Here is a 19447-nt window from a genome sequence, read left to right on the forward strand (position 1 = left end):
GCGGAGGCAGTCATCATGTCCCATAACAAAGACGACGAGAGACGGCAGCTGCTGAGTCGCCTCAGCCGTCGGCTAGCCTATACGGCGCCGGCATTGGTGCTGGCGGTAGGCGGGGCCGTCGCCCTGCAGACGACTGCCGAAAATAGCATGAGCCAGGCGGGAAAATTGGCCATGGCCGAGCTGAGCGAGAAGACCAGGCTGCTGGCCAGTGCGCACGCCGAGGGGGCGGCAGAGGCCGAAGGGGAGGCAGAAGCGGAAGCCGAGGGTGAAGCGGAAGGTGAGGCCGAAGCGGAGGCAGAGGGTGAAGCCGAGGCAGAGGGTGAAGCCGAGGGAGAGGCAGAGGGCGACGTGAGCGATGTCCAGCGTCCCGAGGGATATTCGCCAGCCTACAGCGAGGACGGCGAGAACGCCCCCGAATTGCTGGCTCAAGGCGAGGCGCTCTATTACGACACCTCGCTGAGCACCAACGGCCTCTCATGCGCCAGTTGCCACGGCAGCGACGGCGACGACCGAGGCTATGCCGCGACCTTCGAGCAGCCCTTCCCGCACCAGGTGGCCATGGCAGAAAACCAGTTCGGCATGGCCCAGGTGCACGCCGACGAGATGGTGCAGATCTGCATGGTGGCACCGATGGCCGCCGAGCCGCTGGAGTGGGGCGGTGGGGAACTGACTTCGCTGGCCGCCTACATGGTCGAGGTGCAGCGGCGCTTTGCCGGCAAGCCACACAATCTTTGAGAGGAACCCGAGTCAGTCGACACGGCGTGGTATGGCGAGGCCTGCTAACCTGATTTCAGTAGAAACTGAAACACCAAGAGTAGGGTCTTAACAAGCATACCCGTATCACGACGCGAGGAAAGTTTGTCATGAGCGTGCGCCGTGTCGTCTGGTTTCACCGTCTTGTGCTGTGGGCGAGCTTCCTGTGTCTGGTCATTGGAGGTGGCCTGTTGGCATGGCAGAGCCAGGCCCAGGAGAACGGTCGCATCGCCTTGGTCATGACGGTGGAGGGGGCCATTGGGCCGGCTACCGGCGACTATTTCGAGCGCGGGCTGCGCCGCGCCGTCGAGCGCGATGCCGAACTCGTGGTCGTGCAGATGGACACCCCGGGTGGGCTCGATGCCACCATGCGCAGCATGATCCGCGCCATGCTGACCTCATCGGTACCCGTTGTCATCTACGTTTCCCCCAGCGGCGCGCGCGCCGCCAGTGCCGGCACCTACCTTCTCTATGGCAGCCACGTGGCCGCCATGGCACCCGCGACCCACCTGGGCTCGGCCACGCCGGTACAGATGGGCGGCGGCTTTCCCGGCATGGACGATCGTGACGACGACGAGGCCAACGGAGAAGAGGCGGATAACGGTGCCAACGGGGAGGAGGCCGCCGAGGACGAACAGGCAAACGACGAACCGGCCGACACTCGCCGGCGTGGCGAGACCGCCATGGAACGCAAGGTACTCGAGGATGCGGTCTACTACATTCGTAGCCTGGCCGAGCGCCACGGCCGCAATGCCGACTGGGCCGAGGAAGCGGTGCGCGAGGCGGTCAACCTGACCTCCCGCGAGGCCCTCGAGATGAACGTGATCGACGTGGTGGCGCGCGACATCGAAGGTCTGCTCGAGCAAATCGATGGCCGCGAAGTGGTCATGGAGCGTGGCGAGCGCACCTTGGAGACGGCCGACCTGACCATCGAACGCTTCGATCCCGACTGGCGCACCGAGCTACTGCAGGTCATTACCAATCCCAACGTGGCCTACTTCCTGATGATCATCGGCTTCTACGGGCTGATCTTCGAACTCTCCAACCCGGGCAGCCTGGTGCCGGGCACCATCGGCGTGATCTCTCTATTACTCGCACTGTTCGCCTTCCAGTTGCTGCCGATCAACTATGCCGGCCTGGCGCTGATCCTGGTCGGGCTCGGCCTGATCGTGGGCGAGGCGCTGATGCCGAGCTTCGGCATTCTCGGCATGGGGGGAATCGTGGCCTTCGTGATCGGCTCGGTGATGCTGATGGATTCCGATCAGATCGCCGTGTCGCTGCCCATGATCGGCGGCATCGCCCTGCTGGCAGCGGGGCTCATGCTGTGGGTGATGGTCCGCTTCACTGGCCTGCGCCGGAGCCCGGCCCGTACCGGCCAGGAGCGCCTCATCGGCAGTCTTGGCATCGTGGCGGAAGATTTTCAGGGCGAGGGGCACGTGCGGCTGAAGGGCGAACGCTGGAACGCGCGCAGTGGCGCTGCCCTCAGGCGTGGCCAGGAGATCCGGGTGGTAGCGGTCGATGGCCTGACGCTCGAGGTCGAGCCCACCGGCCGTGCGCCTGAGTGAACGTGATGGATGCGCGATGAATGCAACCCAGCCTAAGACACATCAAGGAGAGCGCTCATGATGATTCAATACCTCGTGCCGGTAGTACTGCTGTTCATGCTGATCGCCGCATCGATCCGCATCCTACCGGAGTACAAGCGCGGCGTGATCTTCTTCCTCGGCCGCTTCCAGGCGGTGAAGGGGCCGGGGCTGATCATCGTCATTCCCGGGATCCAGCAGATGAGCGTGGTGGACCTGCGCGTGATCACCATGGACGTGCCGGAACAGGACGTCATCTCCCAGGACAACGTCACGGTCAAGGTCAATGCGGTGCTCTACTTCCGCGTGGTCGATCCGGAGAAGGCGATCATCCAGGTAGAGAACTTCACCGTCGCCACCAGCCAGCTGGCCCAGACCACTCTGCGCTCGGTGCTTGGCAAGCACGATCTCGACGAGATGCTGTCCGAGCGTGACAAGCTCAACGACGACATTCAGGAGATCATCGATGCCCAGACCGAAGAGTGGGGCATCAAGGTGGCCAACGTCGAGATCAAGCACGTCGATCTGGACGAGAGCATGATCCGCGCCATTGCCCGTCAGGCCGAGGCCGAGCGCGAGCGGCGTGCCAAGGTGATCCACGCCGAGGGCGAGCTGCAGGCCTCCAGGAAGCTGGTAGAGGCGGCCAACGTCATGGCCGAGAACTCGGCGGCGCTGCAGCTTCGCTACCTGCAGACCATGAGCGACATGAGCAACAAGAACGCCTCGACCATCGTCTTCCCGCTGCCGATGGACATCATGGAGGCTTTCCGGCATCTGAAAGCGTCGCCGGCTGCCCAGGCGCGAGCCGATAGGAATGCCCAAGGCAGTAGTGACGCTACCTGACCGCTCTGCCAAGGAAGGCGTAACATGGCATGCTAGGCGACACACCCGTTAGCGAGGTCGCCTTGATCCACTCCCTATCACACCGCCAGCAGGGGCTATTGCTGACCGGCGGCGGTGCGCTGATCATTTCTCCCGATGCGCTGCTGATCAAGCTGATCGGGCTGCCCGACAGCGAGATCCTGCTGTGGCGCGGGCTGCTCACCGCGCTTGGCTTCGTCATCATCATGCTGGCCCGCCACGGGGCCGGCATTGTGGCTGCCTATCGCCGCTGTGGCGGGACCGGCATCGGTGTGGCACTGCTGTTCAGCTTCTCCACCTTCGGCTTCGTGCTCGGCAACCAGTACACCAAGGGCGGTAACGTGCTGATGATCCTCGCCGGGGCGCCGCTGATCGCCGCGTTGCTCTCGCGGCTGTTCCTCGGCGAGCGGCTGCCGCGGCGCACCTGGCTCGCCATCTGGCTATGCCTGGTCGGTACCTCGCTGATCGTGCTCGACGACGCGGGGGCGGGCTCGTGGGTGGGCAACGGCTTCGCCCTGCTGGCGGCAACGGCGCTGGCCGCCAACTTCACTCTCTGCCGCACCCGGCCCGGCGTCGACATGAGCCCCATGCTCACGCTTTCCGGACTGATCGTCGCGGCGGTAGCGGCGCTGTTCGGCCTGGCCGGCGGCGGCATTGCGCTGCCACCTGTCGACAGCCTGCTGCTGCTGGTGTTGCTGTGCCTGGTGCTGCTGCCGCTGGGCTTCACTCTGATCCAGCGCGGCCCGCTCTACCTGCCGGCTGCCGAAGTAGGGCTGTTGATGCTGCTCGAGGTGGTGGTGGGCACGCTGTGGGTGTGGTGGATTCTCGGCGAAAGGCCGGCGCCGGTGGCGCTGGGCGGGGGTGCCCTGGTACTAGGTACGCTGCTGGCCAAGGGCCTATACGAACGCCGTATCGAGCGGCGCCTGCGGGCCCAGGGTGCAGCGCCGCGTGGTCTCTGATAATATGCGCCGCTCGTGAGGGGCGTGCCAGGTCGAAAACCGAGCCCCGCGAGTTCCCCTGACCAAGGATGCGACGCAACGTGCTGACTCCTCTGACCGGGCTGGCCACGCCGCCCTAGCGACTCCTCTCCCCGGGTGATGCCGTCATCGGCTCACCACCGCTCGACATCAACCGATGTCACGGGCATCTCGCCCGTACCCGCTTTTTCATTGAGTCCTATTTGATCAGCCCCAGGGCGGTGTCTTCGACGCCAAGCCAAGGGACGCTTGCGACTCGGCCCCTAGTACTTTCCGGCGCTGGCGCCGGCTGGTATGTAACCCATCGACTGGACCGAAGAATGTTCCGATCCATCAAGCAAGACTGGTTCTCCAACATCAAGGGCGACACCCTCGCCGGTATCGTGGTCGCACTGGCCCTGATTCCCGAGGCCATCGCCTTCTCCATCATCGCTGGCGTCGACCCCAAGGTCGGTCTCTACGCCTCCTTCTGTATCGCGGTGATCATCGCCTTTACCGGCGGCCGGCCGGGAATGATCTCGGCGGCCACCGGCGCCATGGCCTTGCTGATGGTCACCCTGGTACGCGACCACGGCCTCGAGTACCTGCTCGCTGCCACCCTGCTCACCGGGGTGCTGCAGATTGCCGCCGGGTACCTGAAATTGGCCGAACTGATGCGCTTCGTCTCACGCTCGGTGGTCACCGGCTTCGTCAATGCCCTGGCCATTCTGATCTTCATGGCACAGCTGCCCGAACTCACGGGGGTGACCTGGCATGTCTACGCCATGACCGTGGCCGGGCTTGGCATCATCTATCTCTTTCCCTACCTGCCCAGGATCGGCAAGACGATCCCCTCGCCGCTGGTGTGCATCGTGGTGTTGACCGCCGTTTACCTGCTCTCCGGCATGGAGATTCGTACCGTTGGCGACATGGGGGAGCTGCCCGATACCCTGCCGGTGTTCCTGTGGCCCGACGTACCGCTGACCCTCGAGACGCTGTGGATCATCCTGCCTTACTCGGTGATGCTCGCCGTGGTAGGCCTGCTGGAGTCGATGATGACCGCTACCATCGTCGATGAGCTGACCGATACCCCGAGCGACAAGAACCGCGAGTGCAAGGGGCAGGGCATCGCCAACATCGGTTCCGGCCTGCTGGGCGGCATGGCCGGGTGCGCGATGATCGGCCAGTCGGTGATCAACGTGAAGTCGGGCGGCCGCGGGCGTCTCTCCACGCTGGTGGCCGGTGTGCTGCTGCTGATCCTGGTGGTGTTCCTTTCCGACTGGGTGTCGCAGATTCCCATGGCAGCACTGGTGGCGGTGATGATCATGGTCTCCATTGGTACCTTCAGCTGGGCCTCGATTCGCGATCTCAACAAGCATCCGATGAGTACCAACATCGTGATGCTGGCTACCGTGGTGGTGACCGTGGGTACCCACAATCTGGCCATCGGCGTGTTTGTCGGCGTGTTGCTCGCTGCCATGAATTTTGCCAACAAGGTCGGCAACATTCTCTACATCGGTTCCGAAGAGGACGATGCGGGGAGCCACCGTATCTACAACGTGGTGGGGCAGGTGTTCTTCGCCTCCTCCGAGCGTTTCGGTAATGCCTTCGATTTCAAGGAAACCGTGCAGAAGGTCACCATCGATCTCTCGCGTGCGCATTTCTGGGACATTACCGCGGTGCAGACGCTGGATCGGGTGGTGATCAAGTTCCGCCGCGAGGGTACCGAGGTGGAGCTGGTCGGGCTCAACGAGGCCAGCGCCACCATCGTCGACCGCTATGCCATTCATGACGACCCGGCAGCCGTCGAAAAGTTGATGGGTGGACACTGAGCGGATCGAGGAGCATGAAATGACAGACCAAGTAATGGCCGCCATTGACGGCTCGCAGTTCTCTACCGGGGTGTGCGACTACGCCACCTGGGCCAGCCTGGCGCTCGGCGCGCCGCGGAACCTTCCTGCACGTGGTGGGCACCCCCCCCAGATCGCCGAGGCGGACCTCTCCGGCAACATCGGGCTGGGCTCCCGCGAGCACCTGCTCGAGGAACTCTCGCAGCTCGACGAGCAGCGCGCCAAGGTGGCCCAGGAGCAGGGCCGGCTGATGCTCCAGGCGGCCAGGGAGCGAGCCATCGAGGATGGCGTGGCTGAGCCTGCCAGCCGCCAGCGCAACGGCACCCTGGTCGAGACCCTCGACGAGCTGCAGAACGAGATTCGCCTGCTGGTGGGCAGTACCACCACCGCCATGTTGCGTAAAAGCCGGGTGCCGATCCTGCTGTTGCGCTGACGTTTACCCCGAGCCGGCCCTTCCTGCGGGAAGTGCGCCGGCGTTTTATGATGAACCCGAAAGTCCGTGCCCACGGAGTCGGGACACAGAGCTAATACGAACAAGCAGGAGCAAGGGTCATGTCCAGCAAGATCTACTGCATCGCCAACTTCAAGCCCAAGCCTGGCAGGGAGGATGCCTTGTTCAAGGCGCTTCAGGCACTGGAGCCCAATGCCCACCGCGAGGATGGTTGCCTGCAGTATACGGTAACGCGGCATATCGACCACCCGAACGCCCAGGGGGCTAGCTACCCGATCGTTTTCCACGAGATCTGGGCCAGCCGCGAGGCCTTCGAGGCCCACTGCAATCGCCGCGAGATCAAGGAGTTCTTCGCGACTCATGTCGAATCGCCTGATGGCGATGTGCACCATGCCAACGTCTGTGTCTATACCGACGAACCCAACGACTACGACGCGCCACGGCTCTGAAGTGGCACTTCAGGACTCGCTTGCCAGTCCAGGCGCTATATCGGGTCGCGTGAGATAACGTTGCAGCGAGCTACTCAGTATCGATCAAAGCGTCTATGGTTTTCTTTTGGCCTGGGCGAATTCGCACCTTGTCACTCGACTGAAAGGGGGAGTTGCCAGGCCTTTCGAACCCGCTTCGCTCGTCACTCGTCATAGAGAGAGTCTGAGGTGAACCATCCCGATATCGATGTCGAGAAGATTACCCGGCAACTGGAAGATGCCAGGGCGATGTTGATCGACCAGAGTTTCGAGAGCAAGGAAAGCCGAGCAACGGTCACGCTCGACCAGACAGCGGTGGGCCGCCTGTCGCGCATGGATGCCCTGCAGGGCCAGGCCATGGCCAAGGCCGAGGAGGACCGCCGCCAGTTGGCGATCCGCCGGATCGATGCTGCGCTGGCACGCCTGGATCGTGAGGAGTTCGGAGAATGCCTGGAGTGCGGTGAATGGATTGCGGCCAAGCGGCTGGAATGGGATCCGACCGTGTTGAAATGCATCGATTGCGCAGATTAGTCTTTTCACGTTGACCTGGCGCCTGGCCAAGGCCCTGGCCGATGGGGTAGAAACGAAAGGGCAGATAATGACATACGCCAGCCAGGAAACGACACGATGACCGAACAGGTGATGGCCGCCATTGACGGCTCGCAGTTCTCCACCGGGGTGTGCGACTACGCCGCCTGGGCCAGCCTGGCGCTCGGCGCGCCGCTGACCTTCCTGCACGTGGTGGACAACCACCCCCAGACCGCCGAGGCGGACCTCTCCGGCAACATCGGTCTGGGTTCCCGCGAGCACCTGCTCGAGGAACTCTCGCAGCTCGACGAGCAGCGCGCCAAGGTGGCCCAGGAGCAGGGCCGGCTGATGCTCCAGGCGGCCAGGGAGCGAGCCATCGAGGATGGCGTGGCTGAGCCTGCCAGCCGCCAGCGCAACGGCACCCTGGTCGAGACCCTCGACGAGCTGCAGAACGAGATTCGCCTGCTGGTGCTGGGCAAGCGCGGCGAGACCGCCCACCAGGCCAGCGAGCACCTGGGCTCCAACCTGGAGCGGGTGGTGCGCACGCTGCATAGGCCGATCCTGATGGTGCCGGAGACCTTCACCCAACCCCGGCGGGTGATGCTTGCCTTCGACGGCAGCAAGACCACCCGCAAGGGCGTCGAGATGCTGGCCAAGAGCCCGCTGTTCAACGGCATTCCGGTGCACGTGGTGATCGTCGGCGCCGAGACTGGCGACAACCGTTCGCAGCTCGACTGGGCGCTGGCCGAGCTGCGCGAGGCCGGCCACGAGGCCGAAGGGGCGATTCGTGCCGGCGAGGTGGAAGAGACCCTGCGCGTCTATCAGGAAGAGAACGACGTCGACCTGCTGGTGATGGGCGCCTACGGCCACTCGCGTATCCGCCACCTGCTGGTGGGCAGCACCACCACGGCCATGTTGCGCCGGGCCAGGGGGCCGGTGCTGCTACTGCGCTAGTTCGCTTTTCTTCATTGCCACGACCTTCATTGCAACGACGCCGGCCTGGAGCTGGCGTCGTCGTTTCACTCGCCGCGTGCTTCGGGGCTGCGGAGTACGCCCTGGGAGAGCCACCAGCCGAAGGCGAGGAAGGCCAGCACCAGAACGAACAGCCACCGCAGCTCGCGTCAGCCGAGTAGCACCAGCCCCAGGCCGAGCAGCCCCAGTCACCACCAGGGTGAGAGGGTCAGCAGCAGCACGCCGGCGGCTAGTGCAGCCATTACCATGAGGGCGAGGCGGCGCGGCGGCATCCAGTCGAGGCTGGGCCCCAGGCGCAGCACGGCGAAACCGGCGACCAGCGTGACCAGCGCGTAGGCGCTGCCGAACTGGCCGGGAGTGAACCCGAGTCGCTCGCTGATCGGTGCCTGGAACAGGCCGATGAAGAAGCTCTAGCCGAGGCTCGAGGTGAACATGGCCAGGAAGCAAATGCTCAACAATCCCCGGTGATCCCGCAACAGCTTGCGATAGCCCATGACGCCCTCCCTGAGCGATGGCAAGATGATTGGCAGAATCGAAAGCCGGCATGATAGCAGCTTCGCCGTATGGCGTTGACATCGTCTACGCTCATCAATGCGTTAGAATCGGCTGGTATCGGGCTCATGATTGGCCCTTTTTCGGTCGCTAGAGGCTCAAGGAGAGAAGAAATGACCATCGTTCGTCACGACACCAAGGCGCGCATGAGCCGCGCCGTAATCCACAACGATATCGCCTATCTATGCGGCCAGGTGGCCGGTCCCGAGGCACGCCACGGTGACATCACCGAGCAGACCGAGAGCATGCTGGCGCGGGTGGATGCGCTACTCGCCGAGGTGGGTTCCGACCGCGAGCACCTCCTCACAGCGACCGTCTATCTCAAGGATGGCAGCGACTTCGCCGCCATGAACGCGGTGTGGGATGCCTGGGTACCTACCGGTCACGCCCCGGCACGCACCTGCGTCTGTGCGCCCATGCCCGCCGATGAACTCAAGGTCGAGATCACCGTGATGGCCGCCATCGTGGCCGGCCGCGACTATCCCTACTGAGGAAGCCGTCGAGCTTCTTGGCGAGCGAAGATAGGCAGGTTGCCGCCAGCATGGAGTAACCGGAGTCGACTGTCTGCTCGATGAGGAATACGAGTCCTGCCGGCGACCCGGATATCGAGTGGAGCAGAACCTCGGTGGTTTCCTAACGTATGCAGGGATCGTCGAGGGGCGCCTCTCGCGGCCTCAGCCGCCGCGAGAGAGCGTCCACGGCGATGTTCAGCATGGCGGTGACTAGCAGCAGGAAGAAGGCCACGTCGAACATCAGGTAGTCGAAGCCCTCCTCGATGTAGAAGCCCAGGGTGGCGATACCCAGCATGCCGAGTATCGCCGTTTCGCGCAGGATCACTTCGGCACGGTAGTAGAGCAGCGCCAGCAGCCCCGGATAGACCCGCGGCAGCAGTTCGTAGGCCAGCCGCCCGCTGGCGGGAAGCCCCGGCATGCCGGGCGTGATGGCGTCGGCATGGCGTGCCACCAGGAAGGCAATCAGCGCACCGTTGTGCAGTGCCAAGGCCAGCCAGGCGGGCAGCAGCGAAGGGCCGAGCAGCAGCAGGAAGACGAACGCCAGCATCAATTCCGGCGTCGAGCGCAGGAAGATCAGCACGCCATGGCCGGCCAGACGAGTGCCGCGGTTGCCGAAGTGGCGGCTGGCCAGCGGCCATAGCACGAGCGCTACCAGTAGCGCCCCCACGGTACCCAGCAATCCCAGCAGCAGGGTGTTGCCGATGGCCGGCCCCAGCGCGGGGATTCGCGCCAGCCACCCGACGAACCCCGCCCAGTCACCGGCAAGCAGCGCCGCCGGCCAGATATCCTCGGAGACGAAACGCCACAGCAGCCCGCCGTCGACGCTCGGCCAGGGGCCCAGCAGCCAGGCGCCGCCCAGCAGCAGCAGAGGAATCAGGCGCTTGTGGCCCCACCAGGGCAGGCTTGCGATCAGCAGGTAGAACAACCACAGCAGGGCGCCTGCCTCGTGGTAGCGCCCTTCGCGAAAGGCGGTTTCGAGATGGAAGCCCAGGGTCGGCAAGCCGACGAAGCCGAGCAGCACGCTGGCGCGCAAGCCGCACTCGAAGCGGTAGCGGGTATAGGCGGCAAGCTGGGCCCAGGCCAGCGGCAGCTCGGCGTAGACGAAGCGCGCCAGCCGTCCACTCCCGGGTGGCAGGGCATCGCGCGGCGCGCGTGGGGTCTGCTCGAGGATCTCGGCATAGACCTTGGCGAAGATGCCGGCGTAGGGAATCGCCAGTGCCGCCAGGGCAGTGAGCGCCGAGAGCCCGAACACCTGCAGGAACAGCAGCGCCCAGAACAGCTCGTGGATGGCGCGCACGAAGGCGCAGCCGGCACGCACCAGGCGCGAGCGGGCGAACAGCAGCGCCAATGGAAAGCCCAATATCACACCGGCCAAGGTGCCCCACAGCGCCACGGCCACGGTGAGACCCAGCGCCGACAAGGGCGACTCCAGCGCACCCCAGGCGGGCCAGGCCAGGCCCGCTACCATGCGGCCGAGCTCGCCCCAGGGGTCGCGGGTGTGGATGGCAAGATCGGCGAACGGCACCAGTAGCACGGCCAGTGCCACCAGGCCCAAGGTGTGGCGGGCGAGGCGCCGGCCGGGCGAACCACCGCGCCACCAGCTCGGTGCCAACTCGCCGTGGCGCTGTGTCAGGCCATCCCTCACGGCCGCCCCCGGGCACAGGGCAACGCATCGGCGCTCGGCCCGACTGCACCATTGCCTTGCACTGCCTGGCTGGCGCCTGACCTGTCGGCATCGGGGTAGAGCGTGTCCAGATCGGCCAGGGTGAGCTGGTCGGCTGGTGCATCGATCACCAGGCGGCCGTCACGCAGCCCCCACACGCGGTCGAAGTGAGTCAGTGCCAGCTCACGCTGGTGCAGGGCGACGGCCGAGGTGGCATGGCGGTCGTCGATCAGGTCCAGCAGGCGCAGCGCCTGGTGGGGGTCGACGCTGGCTACCGGCTCGTCGCCGAGGAACAGCGGGCGCGCCTGGTAGAGCGCGCGGGCGATGGCCACTCGTTGGCGCTGGCCACCGGAGAGCTCACCCACCGGCCGGCGCAGCAGGCCGGCCAGGCCCAGCTCGTCGCACAGCACCGCCACCTCGCGCCAGGGGCCACGCAGGGGGCGCACCAGGTTCCACAGGTTGGCCAGTGCCGAGTGCTCCGGCAACCTAGCCATGAAGACGTTGTGATAAACCGCAAGCTGCGGCACCAGGCCATGATGCTGCGGGCACCAGGCAACCTGGCGGCCGAGCCTGGCACGCAGCTCGCCGAGCAGCGTCGACTTGCCGGCACCGCTCTGGCCGAGCAGGGCCACCCGCTCGCCTTCGTAGAGGGCGAGAGACAGATGCGGCAGGACGATGTGTTCGCCATGTCCCAAGTCCTCGCCATCGAAGCGAACCAGCGGGCGACGTTGCTCTCCCTCCATCAGCGCAGCAGGCCGAGCGCTTCGGCCACCTCCTCGATGGGGGCGTAGAGCTCGTTGTCGGCGGGGATGAACGCCTCGCGGGGGAAGGTGGCGAGCAGCTCCGGGTCGTCCATCTCAAGGAAGGCGGCCTGGACCTTGTCGGTGAAGCCCTCGCCGAAGCGCTCGTTGGCGTCGCCACGCAGGGTCCAGTTGTAGTCGGGATAAGATGGCGTGGCCCAGATCACGCTCACCTTGTCGGTATCCACCCGGCCGTCCTCCACGGCGGCTTCCCATACCGTGTAGTTGACCGCGCCGATGTCGTAGGTGCCGGCTTCTACCAGGGCGATGGTGCGCGAGTGATCGCCGGAATAGCCCACCCGGGAGAAGAAGTCCTCGGGGGCGGCATTGTCGAAGCGTTGGCGGAAGAAGTGCTCCGGCATCAGCCGGCCGGAGGTCGAGGTGCGTGAGCCGAAGGTCAGGCTCATGCCTTCGAGGTCGTCGGGCAGTTCGTCGGCGCGCGCAAGCCCTGTGGATTCATGGGCGATGAAGTAGCTGACGAAGGCATTGTCCTCGCTGCCCTGGGCCAGCGCCTGGGAACCCGGCACCAGGCGGCGCGCCTGCACCCCGGAAAGCCCGCCGAACCATGCCAGCTGCACCTGGTCGTTGCGGAAGGCGGTGACTGCGGCGCTGTAGGACTTGACCGGTACGTACTCCACCTCGACGCCGAGGCGCTCCTCCAGGTAATCGGCCACCTTGGAGAACCGCTCCACCAGGCGCGCCTGGTCCTCGTCGGGAATGGCGGTGAAGCGGAAGGTCTCGGCAACCGCCCCCTGAGCGAACAGGGTGAAGACGATGGCGGCCAGGGGAATGGCAGAGAGAGCGATCCGGCGCATGGGGGCTCCTTGCGTGGGGATGAGGTGGAGGCGCTATTGTTGTAGGCCTGCGCAGCGCTGGCAAGTCTGCTGCTGCATGAGCCGCTGCTTACGGCCAATGACTCTTGGTGATCGCCAGCCGGGGAAGTGAGCGGATGCCAAGCCTGCGCTCATGACTACAGATGCTCAATGTCCAGCCATCGTGTTGCCACTGCCATGCCTGGATTCCACCACCGGGAAGCAACCGAGCAAGCCTCGTTTCCAATACGCTAGTTGGCGGCAGGCCCGAGAGACTGTCGAGCTTGAACAGGGCCTCGTGCAGTGTCCAGGCACGATAGAACGCCTTCAGCGGGTTGGCCGCCTCGAGTATGGCATGTCGTACTCGAGCTTCAGGCAGAAGGTCGACCAGCTCCGCCAGGCGAGCCCCATGCCTGGGGCGAGAATGCTCGATGTCGATGCCGACCGGCACCGTGGCCAACCCCGCAACGACGCGTCGGCCACGATGGCTGAGGCAGGCCTGCCAGGGGAGAGGCAAAGACGAATGTCGTGGTGCCCCGTGGCCTCTGGGCGACCAGCCATCCACGGGGCAGTCGAAGCCATGGCGTGCAGCGAGCCGGGAGAGCGATTCTCTTCCCAGCCGCGACAGGAAAGCCCCGCTGCTGTCAGCGGGGGCTTGTGCCAGGAGCAGATCGAGACGAGGCGTCATTCCGCTCCGTTCAGGGTGACGACATCGCCACGCAAGGCCACTCCCGCCATGATCGCGCCGGCATGACATTCGTATTCACTGCGCGATGCCATGGATTGGCGCTTGTAGTAGCTTTCGATGTTGATCACGGCATTGCCACCTTCGGCCTTGACGCGGTCCTGCAGGCTGATCAGCGCGGATAGCATGACCCATTGACAGGCTGCCTCATCGCTCTTGTTGAAGGCATTGGTCTTCTTGTTGGTGACGAAATTACCATGCTGGGTAATGACCTCTCCATGTGGAGCATCGGCAAAGTAGAAGCGGATGTTGGGATCGAGTTGCTCCCTGGCCGCGGGGCTATTCATGGCCTCTTCAATGGAAAGCATGAGCGTGGTATCGCGTGCATGGCTCGTCGTGGCCAACAGCAGAGCGCCGAGCAGCATAGCGAATGAAATCAATCCCCTGGTCATTTTAGCGTTCCTTCTTCTTGGTTGGTTTATGTGTCGGGGTAGTACGGCACCGTGGGTAGCAAAGAATAGTGCCATCATGGCCAGCGCCGGAATATCAACGAGGTATTGATGCCTCCGAAGGCGAAGTTGTTGCTCATCACGTACTCGCAGTCGATGCGTCGTGCTTCGCCGCATAAATAGTCGAGATCCGCGCAAGCGTCGTCGGGTTGCTCAAGGTTGGCAGTGGCATGGAACCAGCCTTCGCGCATCATCTCGATGGCCACCCAGGCTTCCAGTGCGCCGCAGGCGCCCAGCGTATGGCCGGTAAAACTCTTGAAGGCGCTGATCGGCAGCCTGGAGCCAAACACGGCATGCGTAGCGTGGCTTTCAGCGATATCGCCACGATCGGTGGCGGTGCCGTGGGCACTGACGTAGCCGATCTGATCCGGCTCCACCCCCGCGTCATCGAGGGCCTGGCGAATGGCTCGTTCCATCATGCCGGCGTCGGGCTGGGTGACATGGCGGCCATCGCTGTTGGTGCCGAAGCCCACCAGCTCGGCGTAGATGTTGGCACCGCGCGCCATGGCGTGTTCGAGTTCCTCGAGGATCAGGGTGCCGGCACCTTCACCGATCACCAGCCCGTCGCGCTCGGCATCGAAGGGGCGTGGGGAGGTGTGAGGGGCGTCGTTGCGGGTACTGGTGGCGAACAGCGTATCGAAGACGGCAGCCTCGGAGGCCGATAGCTCCTCACAGCCGCCGGCGATCATCGCCGTCTGGCGGCCGAAGCGAATCGCCTCATAGGCGTAGCCGATGCCCTGGCTGCCTGACGTACAGGCACTGGAGGTGGTATGGATACGTCCGCGCACGCCGAGGAACACACCGATGTTGACCGGTGCGGTATGGGCCATCATGCGGATATAGGAGTTGGCGTTGAGGCCGTCGGTCGACTTGTTGATCAGCATGTTGCCGAAGTCGGCCACGGCGTCGGGCTCACCCGCCGATGCACCGTAGGCAATTCCCATCTGGCCGCTACCCAATAGCGGGGAGGCGAATAACCCTGCATCTTCCAGCGCCAGCTCGCTGGCTCGGGTGGCCATCTGTGCGCCCCGGCCCATGCTGCGCAGGGTTCGCCGGTTGTAGTGGTCAGGGAGGCTGAAGTCAGTGACCGGCGCCCCCAGGCGGGTGTTGAGCCCCTCGTATTTGGACCAATCGTTCATGTGACGAACGCCGCTCTCCAGACGCGCGAGGCGTGTCCTTATGCTTGGCCAGTCATTGCCGATCGGTGAGAAGCCGGCCATGCCGGTGACCACCACCCGGCGACCGAGGCCATCCTTGCGCAGCATATCGTCTGGCATCAGCACATCCCTCCATTGACGGCGAAAACCTGCCGGGTGATGTAGCCGGCGTCGTGCGAGCATAGGAAGCCTACCGTGGCGGCAACTTCCTCGCTGGTGCCGGTGCGACGCATGGGAATCAGCTTGAGGGCTTCCTCGATGACCAGGTCATCGGTCATGTCGGTGTCGATCAGCCCCGGAGCGACGCAGTTGACCGTGATTCGCCGCTTGGCCAATTCCACTGCAAGAGCCTTTGTCGCACCGATCAGGCCGGCCTTGGCAGCGCTGTAGTTGACTTGGCCACGATTGCCCATCAATCCCGATACCGAGGACATCACCACGATACGACCTGGCGCGCGACGGCGAATCATCGGCATGACCAAGGGTTTGACCACGTTGTAGAAGCCATCGAGATTGGTGTGGATGACGCTGTCCCAGTCCTCGTCGGAAAGGGCGGGAAAGGCCCCATCGGCAGTAATGCCGGCGTTGCAGACCACCCCGTAATAGGCGCCGTGCGCTTCGACATCGGCTTCGATGGCCTGGCGTGCGGCTTCACGGTCGGCGACGTCGAAGCACAGTACGCGGGCATTGCGCCCCTGGGTGCGAATGTCGTTGGCGACCGCTTCGGCAGCCTCCTTGCGTTGTCGGCAGTGCAGCACGATATCGAAACCATCCCGTGCCAGACGCAGGGCAATGGCACGACCGATGCCGCGGCTCGAGCCGGTGACCAGAATGGTGTCGGTCATGGGTTGCTCTCCTGTTGAGTGGCTTCCAGCGCGTCCCGTGACTCGGGCTGAAAGACGTTTAGCGTCGCGGTGGCGAGCTGTTGGCCCTCGCCATCGAGCAGTCGCCCGCGAAAGGCGCCCAGTCCGTTGTCGGAACGAAAATCGAGTTCGACTTCGATGCGGATCGGTTGGTCGAACGCGAATTGCGGTGTCTGGCAGCGGTAGCGTCGGGTACCAAGCAGGAAGCCAATTTGCGGTGTGCCACCGACTTCTATGGCCTGCACACCGGCCCAGGCGGCAACGGCTTGGGCGAGCCATTCGAGCCCTACCCAGCCGGGGATCCCATCGCTGCCGGCAAATAGGTCATCGCGGCGGGGAGTGACTTCGGCATGCAGGTATTCGTCACCCACCTCGAGCAGTGAGTCGAGCAGGCACATGCCATGGCGATGCGGTACGTATGGAGCAATGTCGCAGGGTAGCTCGAGCTTTGGGGAGGGCGGGGAATCAGTCATCACAACGCTCCAACAGTAGGGCGATATTGTTGCCACCGAAAGCGAAGGCATTGCTGAGCGCCCGACAACCGTCGTGTCTCCCGGCCGAGGCATAGTTCAGTGGCGGCAGCTGCGGATCGAGCTGGCCATCGTTGACATGGGGCGGCAGCCGGCCAGCGTCTAGGGTCATCCAGCAGAAGGCTGCTTCCAGTGCGCCACAGGCCCCCAGGGTATGACCGGTCAGGGCCTTGGTCGAGCTGCATGGCAGCGTGTCGCCAAAGAGCTGGGAGACGGCCAGGGCTTCCATGCTGTCGTTCTGCCGGGTTGCGGTACCGTGCAGGTTGAGGTAATCGATGGCCGTGGCTGGGAGCCGAGCCATGCCCAATGCCGCCTGGATGGCGGAGATGGCGCCCTGGCCGTCGGGACGCGGTGCGGAAATATGGTAGGCATCGCTTGTCTCGCCATAGCCGCTGAGCTGGATGCCACCGGTTTCGGCAGTGACCAGGAACAGTGCCGCGGCTTCGCCCAGGTTGATGCCGTCACGATTGATCGAGAAGGGTTGGCAGGGAGCATCGCTGAGCGCTTCGAGGGAGGCGAAGCCATTGACGGTCAGGCCGCAGAGGCTGTCGGCGCCGCCAGCGATCACCGCATCGCAGGCGCCACTTGCCAGCAGGCGTTTGGCACTGGCCAGGGCCCGCGCGCTCGATGTGCAGGCGGTGGATAGGGTGTAAACCGGTCCATCGAGGCCGAGCCACTCGGCGACGAAACAGGCCGGAGAGCCGATTTCATGGCGTTGATAATGAAAGTCGGCGGACCAGTCGCCTTCTCTCCGGCGCTTGGCCAAGGCAACTTCGGTCTCGCCGATACCCGAGGTGCTGGTACCGAGCACCACCCCGATGCGCGCCTGGGGACAACGTTGGCGAAAGGCATCGAGTGTCGGCGCGAGCCGTTCCAGTGCCGCGGCCAGCAACAGGTTGTTTCGCGAGCGGTGTACCGCCGGTAAGCGGCTGGCATCGGGCAGAGGGCTATTCACTCGTCCCAGCGGCAAGGGGCGGCCAGGGGTAAAGGCATCGTCGTGGACCAAGCCGCGGCGACCGCTGAAGAGAGCATCGGCGATCGTCTCCAGGTCGTCGCCCAGCGGGCAGACCAGCGCCGGGGGCAAGAGACGGCAAGGCTGTTCTTGTATGGGGCTCAATCGGCTGGGCATGTGGTGGCCGTGCGCTCGGTTGCGTCGTCAAGGGGTGCGATATACAGGCGATAATCACCCTCGAAATCGTCGATGATACGGCATTCGGCACTGCCGATGACGTGAGCGATGGTTTGGTTCCGGTAGCGGATGGTACGCTCCTTGCCGTCCTCCGCCAAAGACCAGCCGGTCCCACCGAAGGCCTGAGTCAATGCCGGCGACGGCCACAGGCTCCAGGCCAGACGACTGGCCAGCCACTCCGCCGAGAACGGTGGATCGAACGATGCATCGGCCAGGAAGCGTGCCCCCTGGTCGTCCTGGACCAAAGTCAGTAGACGCTGCCCTTGTGGGCTCAGCAGGGCCAGGCGCAATGATCGTTCGTCGTGGCGCAAGACACCGATCAATTCGTGGCGTTGGTCCTGTTGCAGAAACGTCAGGCGCTGCATGCGCGTGCCCATCTCGGAAAGGGCGGCCAGCTCGGGCGGCGGCGCATCGACGGGCCGGCCGGCACAACCGACCAGTAGCGCAAGGGCGGCGATCAATGGCGCCCGGTACAGAATGGAGCGTCGCACCTAGCCCACCTCACTGATGGTGGAGGGGACATCGCCGCTGCATGCCTCGGCCAGGCTGTTCAGACGGCGGCGGCTGGCGGCGACGAAAGGGTTGTTCTCGTCCCAGGCATAGCCGGCAAGCACCGAACTGATCATCGCGCGAATGCGCGGCGTTTGCCGTTCATTGAAGATGATGTGTGGCAGGCGCCCGTCGTACCAGGCATCGACGAACTCGCGGAAGGTAGCCACACCACGTCTTAGCGGCCGTTCGAACTCTTTGTCCCAGTCGACGGTTTCTCCGGCGAGCTGACGCTCGACCAGGGGAGCGGCACGTAGTGCCGAATCCAGTGCGATGGTAACGCCCGAGGAAAAGACCGGGTCGAGGAATTCACCGGCATTGCCCAGCAGGGCAAAGCCGGGGCCGTGCAATCGCAGGACATCGGCGGAATAGCCTTCCAGGCGGCCTATGTCACGAATCGCCTCGGCATCGGATAGCAACTCGGCAAGCCGGGGTTCGGCATGGACGAAATGCCACAGGCGTTCATCATCGTCGTTGCCAGCGGCTTCGAGCGTCGCCCGGTCGCCGACCACGCCGAGCGAGGCGCGCCCATGCCGGAAGGGAATCAGCCAGTACCAGACTCCCGGATGCGTGGGGTGCAGGCCGATCAGGATCTTCTCGCGGTCATATTGCGGACAGTCGATGCGGTCCTCGACGTGGGTGAAGAGGGCACAGCGCGATTCCAGGGTCGAGGGCTGGGCAAGGTCGGCGAGTCGTGCCAGGACGCGACCATAGCCGCTGGCATCGAGCACGAACCGGGCACTGAGCGAACGCCGCTCGCCACTGGTGTCGACCAGTGTCAGGCTGGGCCGCTCGGCATCGGCAACGAAAGCCTCGACGCGGGTGTCGAATTCGACCATGGCACCGGCCTGGCGCGCCCCCTCGATCAGGCGCTGGTCGAAATCGGCACGTTCGACCTGCCAGGTAGTACCGGGACCGGGGGTGAACTTGTCACGAAAGTCGATGGCGGTGTTCCGGCCGCGCCAGGTGAAGGCGGCACCGTTCTTGGGCTGAAAGCCACCGGCCTGTGCTGCCTCGAGCAAGCCGCAGGCCTCGAGATGGACCATGCATTGCGGCAGCAGGCTTTCGCCAATGGAAAAGCGTGGAAAGCGGCTGCGCTCGATGACCCGGACATGCAGGCCACGTCGAGCGAGCCAGGCGGCCGCGGCGGCTCCGGCAGGGCCTGCGCCGATGATGGCGACATCGGTAGTGTCATTCGATTCCAT

At 64.6% G+C, this 19447-nt stretch carries 21 protein-coding genes; 10 read left to right on the plus strand and 11 right to left on the minus strand.

The features are described from left to right. The first annotated feature begins 15 nt into the window (after window positions 1-15). From ACUY1T_RS13730 to ACUY1T_RS13775, 10 genes are all read left to right on the plus strand, one after another. Complete coding sequence (locus tag ACUY1T_RS13730) at window positions 16-735, plus strand: hypothetical protein (RefSeq protein WP_446023691.1); 720 nt, start codon at window positions 16-18, stop codon at window positions 733-735. A 128-nt stretch (window positions 736-863) separates the two neighbouring features. Next, a complete protein-coding gene (locus ACUY1T_RS13735) occupies window positions 864-2318 on the plus strand; it encodes an NfeD family protein (RefSeq protein WP_446023693.1) in 1455 nt (484 codons plus the stop codon). A 57-nt stretch (window positions 2319-2375) separates the two neighbouring features. Then, entirely contained in the window at window positions 2376-3179 is an 804-nt protein-coding gene (locus ACUY1T_RS13740) for a slipin family protein (protein WP_446023695.1), read from the plus strand. Window positions 3180-3241: 62 nt separating this feature from the next. Beyond that, window positions 3242-4156: a DMT family transporter gene (locus ACUY1T_RS13745; RefSeq protein WP_446023697.1), complete on the plus strand. Its 915-nt coding sequence runs from the start codon at window positions 3242-3244 to the stop codon at window positions 4154-4156. 338 nt (window positions 4157-4494) lie between these two features. Continuing rightward, the gene (locus ACUY1T_RS13750; RefSeq protein ID WP_446023698.1) at window positions 4495-5985 is read left to right on the plus strand and encodes a SulP family inorganic anion transporter; all 1491 of its coding nucleotides are present in this window, start codon (window positions 4495-4497) and stop codon (window positions 5983-5985) included. A 19-nt stretch (window positions 5986-6004) separates the two neighbouring features. After that, window positions 6005-6436, plus strand: a complete 432-nt coding sequence (locus ACUY1T_RS13755) for a hypothetical protein (RefSeq protein ID WP_446023700.1) — start codon at window positions 6005-6007, stop codon at window positions 6434-6436. Window positions 6437-6555: 119 nt separating this feature from the next. Then, window positions 6556-6903: a putative quinol monooxygenase gene (locus ACUY1T_RS13760; protein ID WP_446023701.1), complete on the plus strand. Its 348-nt coding sequence runs from the start codon at window positions 6556-6558 to the stop codon at window positions 6901-6903. Between the two features lie 207 nt (window positions 6904-7110). Continuing rightward, on the plus strand, window positions 7111-7452 hold the full coding sequence (locus ACUY1T_RS13765) for a TraR/DksA family transcriptional regulator (protein ID WP_446023703.1): 342 nt from the start codon (window positions 7111-7113) through the stop codon (window positions 7450-7452). A 96-nt stretch (window positions 7453-7548) separates the two neighbouring features. Next, window positions 7549-8403: a universal stress protein gene (locus tag ACUY1T_RS13770; protein WP_446023705.1), complete on the plus strand. Its 855-nt coding sequence runs from the start codon at window positions 7549-7551 to the stop codon at window positions 8401-8403. A gap of 683 nt (window positions 8404-9086) precedes the next feature. Then, the gene (locus ACUY1T_RS13775; RefSeq protein ID WP_446023707.1) at window positions 9087-9464 is read left to right on the plus strand and encodes a RidA family protein; all 378 of its coding nucleotides are present in this window, start codon (window positions 9087-9089) and stop codon (window positions 9462-9464) included. Window positions 9465-9606: 142 nt separating this feature from the next. Here ACUY1T_RS13775 and ACUY1T_RS13780 read toward each other — a convergent pair whose 3' ends face one another. From ACUY1T_RS13780 to ACUY1T_RS13830, 11 genes are all read right to left on the minus strand, one after another. Further along, window positions 9607-11130 (minus strand): PhnE/PtxC family ABC transporter permease, encoded by a 1524-nt coding sequence (locus ACUY1T_RS13780; RefSeq protein WP_446023709.1) that lies wholly within the window; start codon window positions 11128-11130, stop codon window positions 9607-9609. Continuing rightward, entirely contained in the window at window positions 11127-11891 is a 765-nt protein-coding gene (locus ACUY1T_RS13785; protein ID WP_446023710.1) for an ATP-binding cassette domain-containing protein, read from the minus strand. Before ACUY1T_RS13785 ends, ACUY1T_RS13780 begins: the two co-directional genes overlap by 4 nt. Beyond that, window positions 11891-12763 carry a putative selenate ABC transporter substrate-binding protein gene (locus tag ACUY1T_RS13790; protein WP_446023712.1) on the minus strand — a complete coding sequence of 291 codons (873 nt, stop codon included), beginning with the start codon at window positions 12761-12763 and terminating at the stop codon, window positions 11891-11893. Before ACUY1T_RS13790 ends, ACUY1T_RS13785 begins: the two co-directional genes overlap by 1 nt. A gap of 88 nt (window positions 12764-12851) precedes the next feature. Then, window positions 12852-13448: a 4'-phosphopantetheinyl transferase family protein gene (locus ACUY1T_RS13795; protein WP_446023714.1), complete on the minus strand. Its 597-nt coding sequence runs from the start codon at window positions 13446-13448 to the stop codon at window positions 12852-12854. Next, window positions 13445-13975: an excinuclease ATPase subunit gene (locus ACUY1T_RS13800; RefSeq protein WP_446023715.1), complete on the minus strand. Its 531-nt coding sequence runs from the start codon at window positions 13973-13975 to the stop codon at window positions 13445-13447. The genes ACUY1T_RS13795 and ACUY1T_RS13800 overlap by 4 nt, the downstream gene beginning before the upstream one ends. Continuing rightward, entirely contained in the window at window positions 13972-15231 is a 1260-nt protein-coding gene (locus ACUY1T_RS13805; RefSeq protein WP_446023717.1) for a beta-ketoacyl-ACP synthase, read from the minus strand. Before ACUY1T_RS13805 ends, ACUY1T_RS13800 begins: the two co-directional genes overlap by 4 nt. Then, window positions 15231-15956: a 3-oxoacyl-ACP reductase FabG gene (gene fabG / locus ACUY1T_RS13810; RefSeq protein WP_446023718.1), complete on the minus strand. Its 726-nt coding sequence runs from the start codon at window positions 15954-15956 to the stop codon at window positions 15231-15233. Before fabG ends, ACUY1T_RS13805 begins: the two co-directional genes overlap by 1 nt. After that, the gene (locus ACUY1T_RS13815) at window positions 15953-16447 is read right to left on the minus strand and encodes an ApeP family dehydratase (protein ID WP_446023720.1); all 495 of its coding nucleotides are present in this window, start codon (window positions 16445-16447) and stop codon (window positions 15953-15955) included. The genes fabG and ACUY1T_RS13815 overlap by 4 nt, the downstream gene beginning before the upstream one ends. Then, a complete protein-coding gene (locus ACUY1T_RS13820) occupies window positions 16440-17633 on the minus strand; it encodes a beta-ketoacyl-ACP synthase (protein WP_446023722.1) in 1194 nt (397 codons plus the stop codon). The genes ACUY1T_RS13815 and ACUY1T_RS13820 overlap by 8 nt, the downstream gene beginning before the upstream one ends. Continuing rightward, the gene (locus ACUY1T_RS13825) at window positions 17618-18184 is read right to left on the minus strand and encodes a DUF3261 domain-containing protein (RefSeq protein WP_446023724.1); all 567 of its coding nucleotides are present in this window, start codon (window positions 18182-18184) and stop codon (window positions 17618-17620) included. The genes ACUY1T_RS13820 and ACUY1T_RS13825 overlap by 16 nt, the downstream gene beginning before the upstream one ends. Further along, window positions 18185-19447, minus strand: a complete 1263-nt coding sequence (locus tag ACUY1T_RS13830) for an NAD(P)/FAD-dependent oxidoreductase (RefSeq protein ID WP_446023726.1) — start codon at window positions 19445-19447, stop codon at window positions 18185-18187. It lies immediately after the preceding gene.

The sequence above is a fragment of the Billgrantia sp. Q4P2 genome, assembly GCF_052806135.1.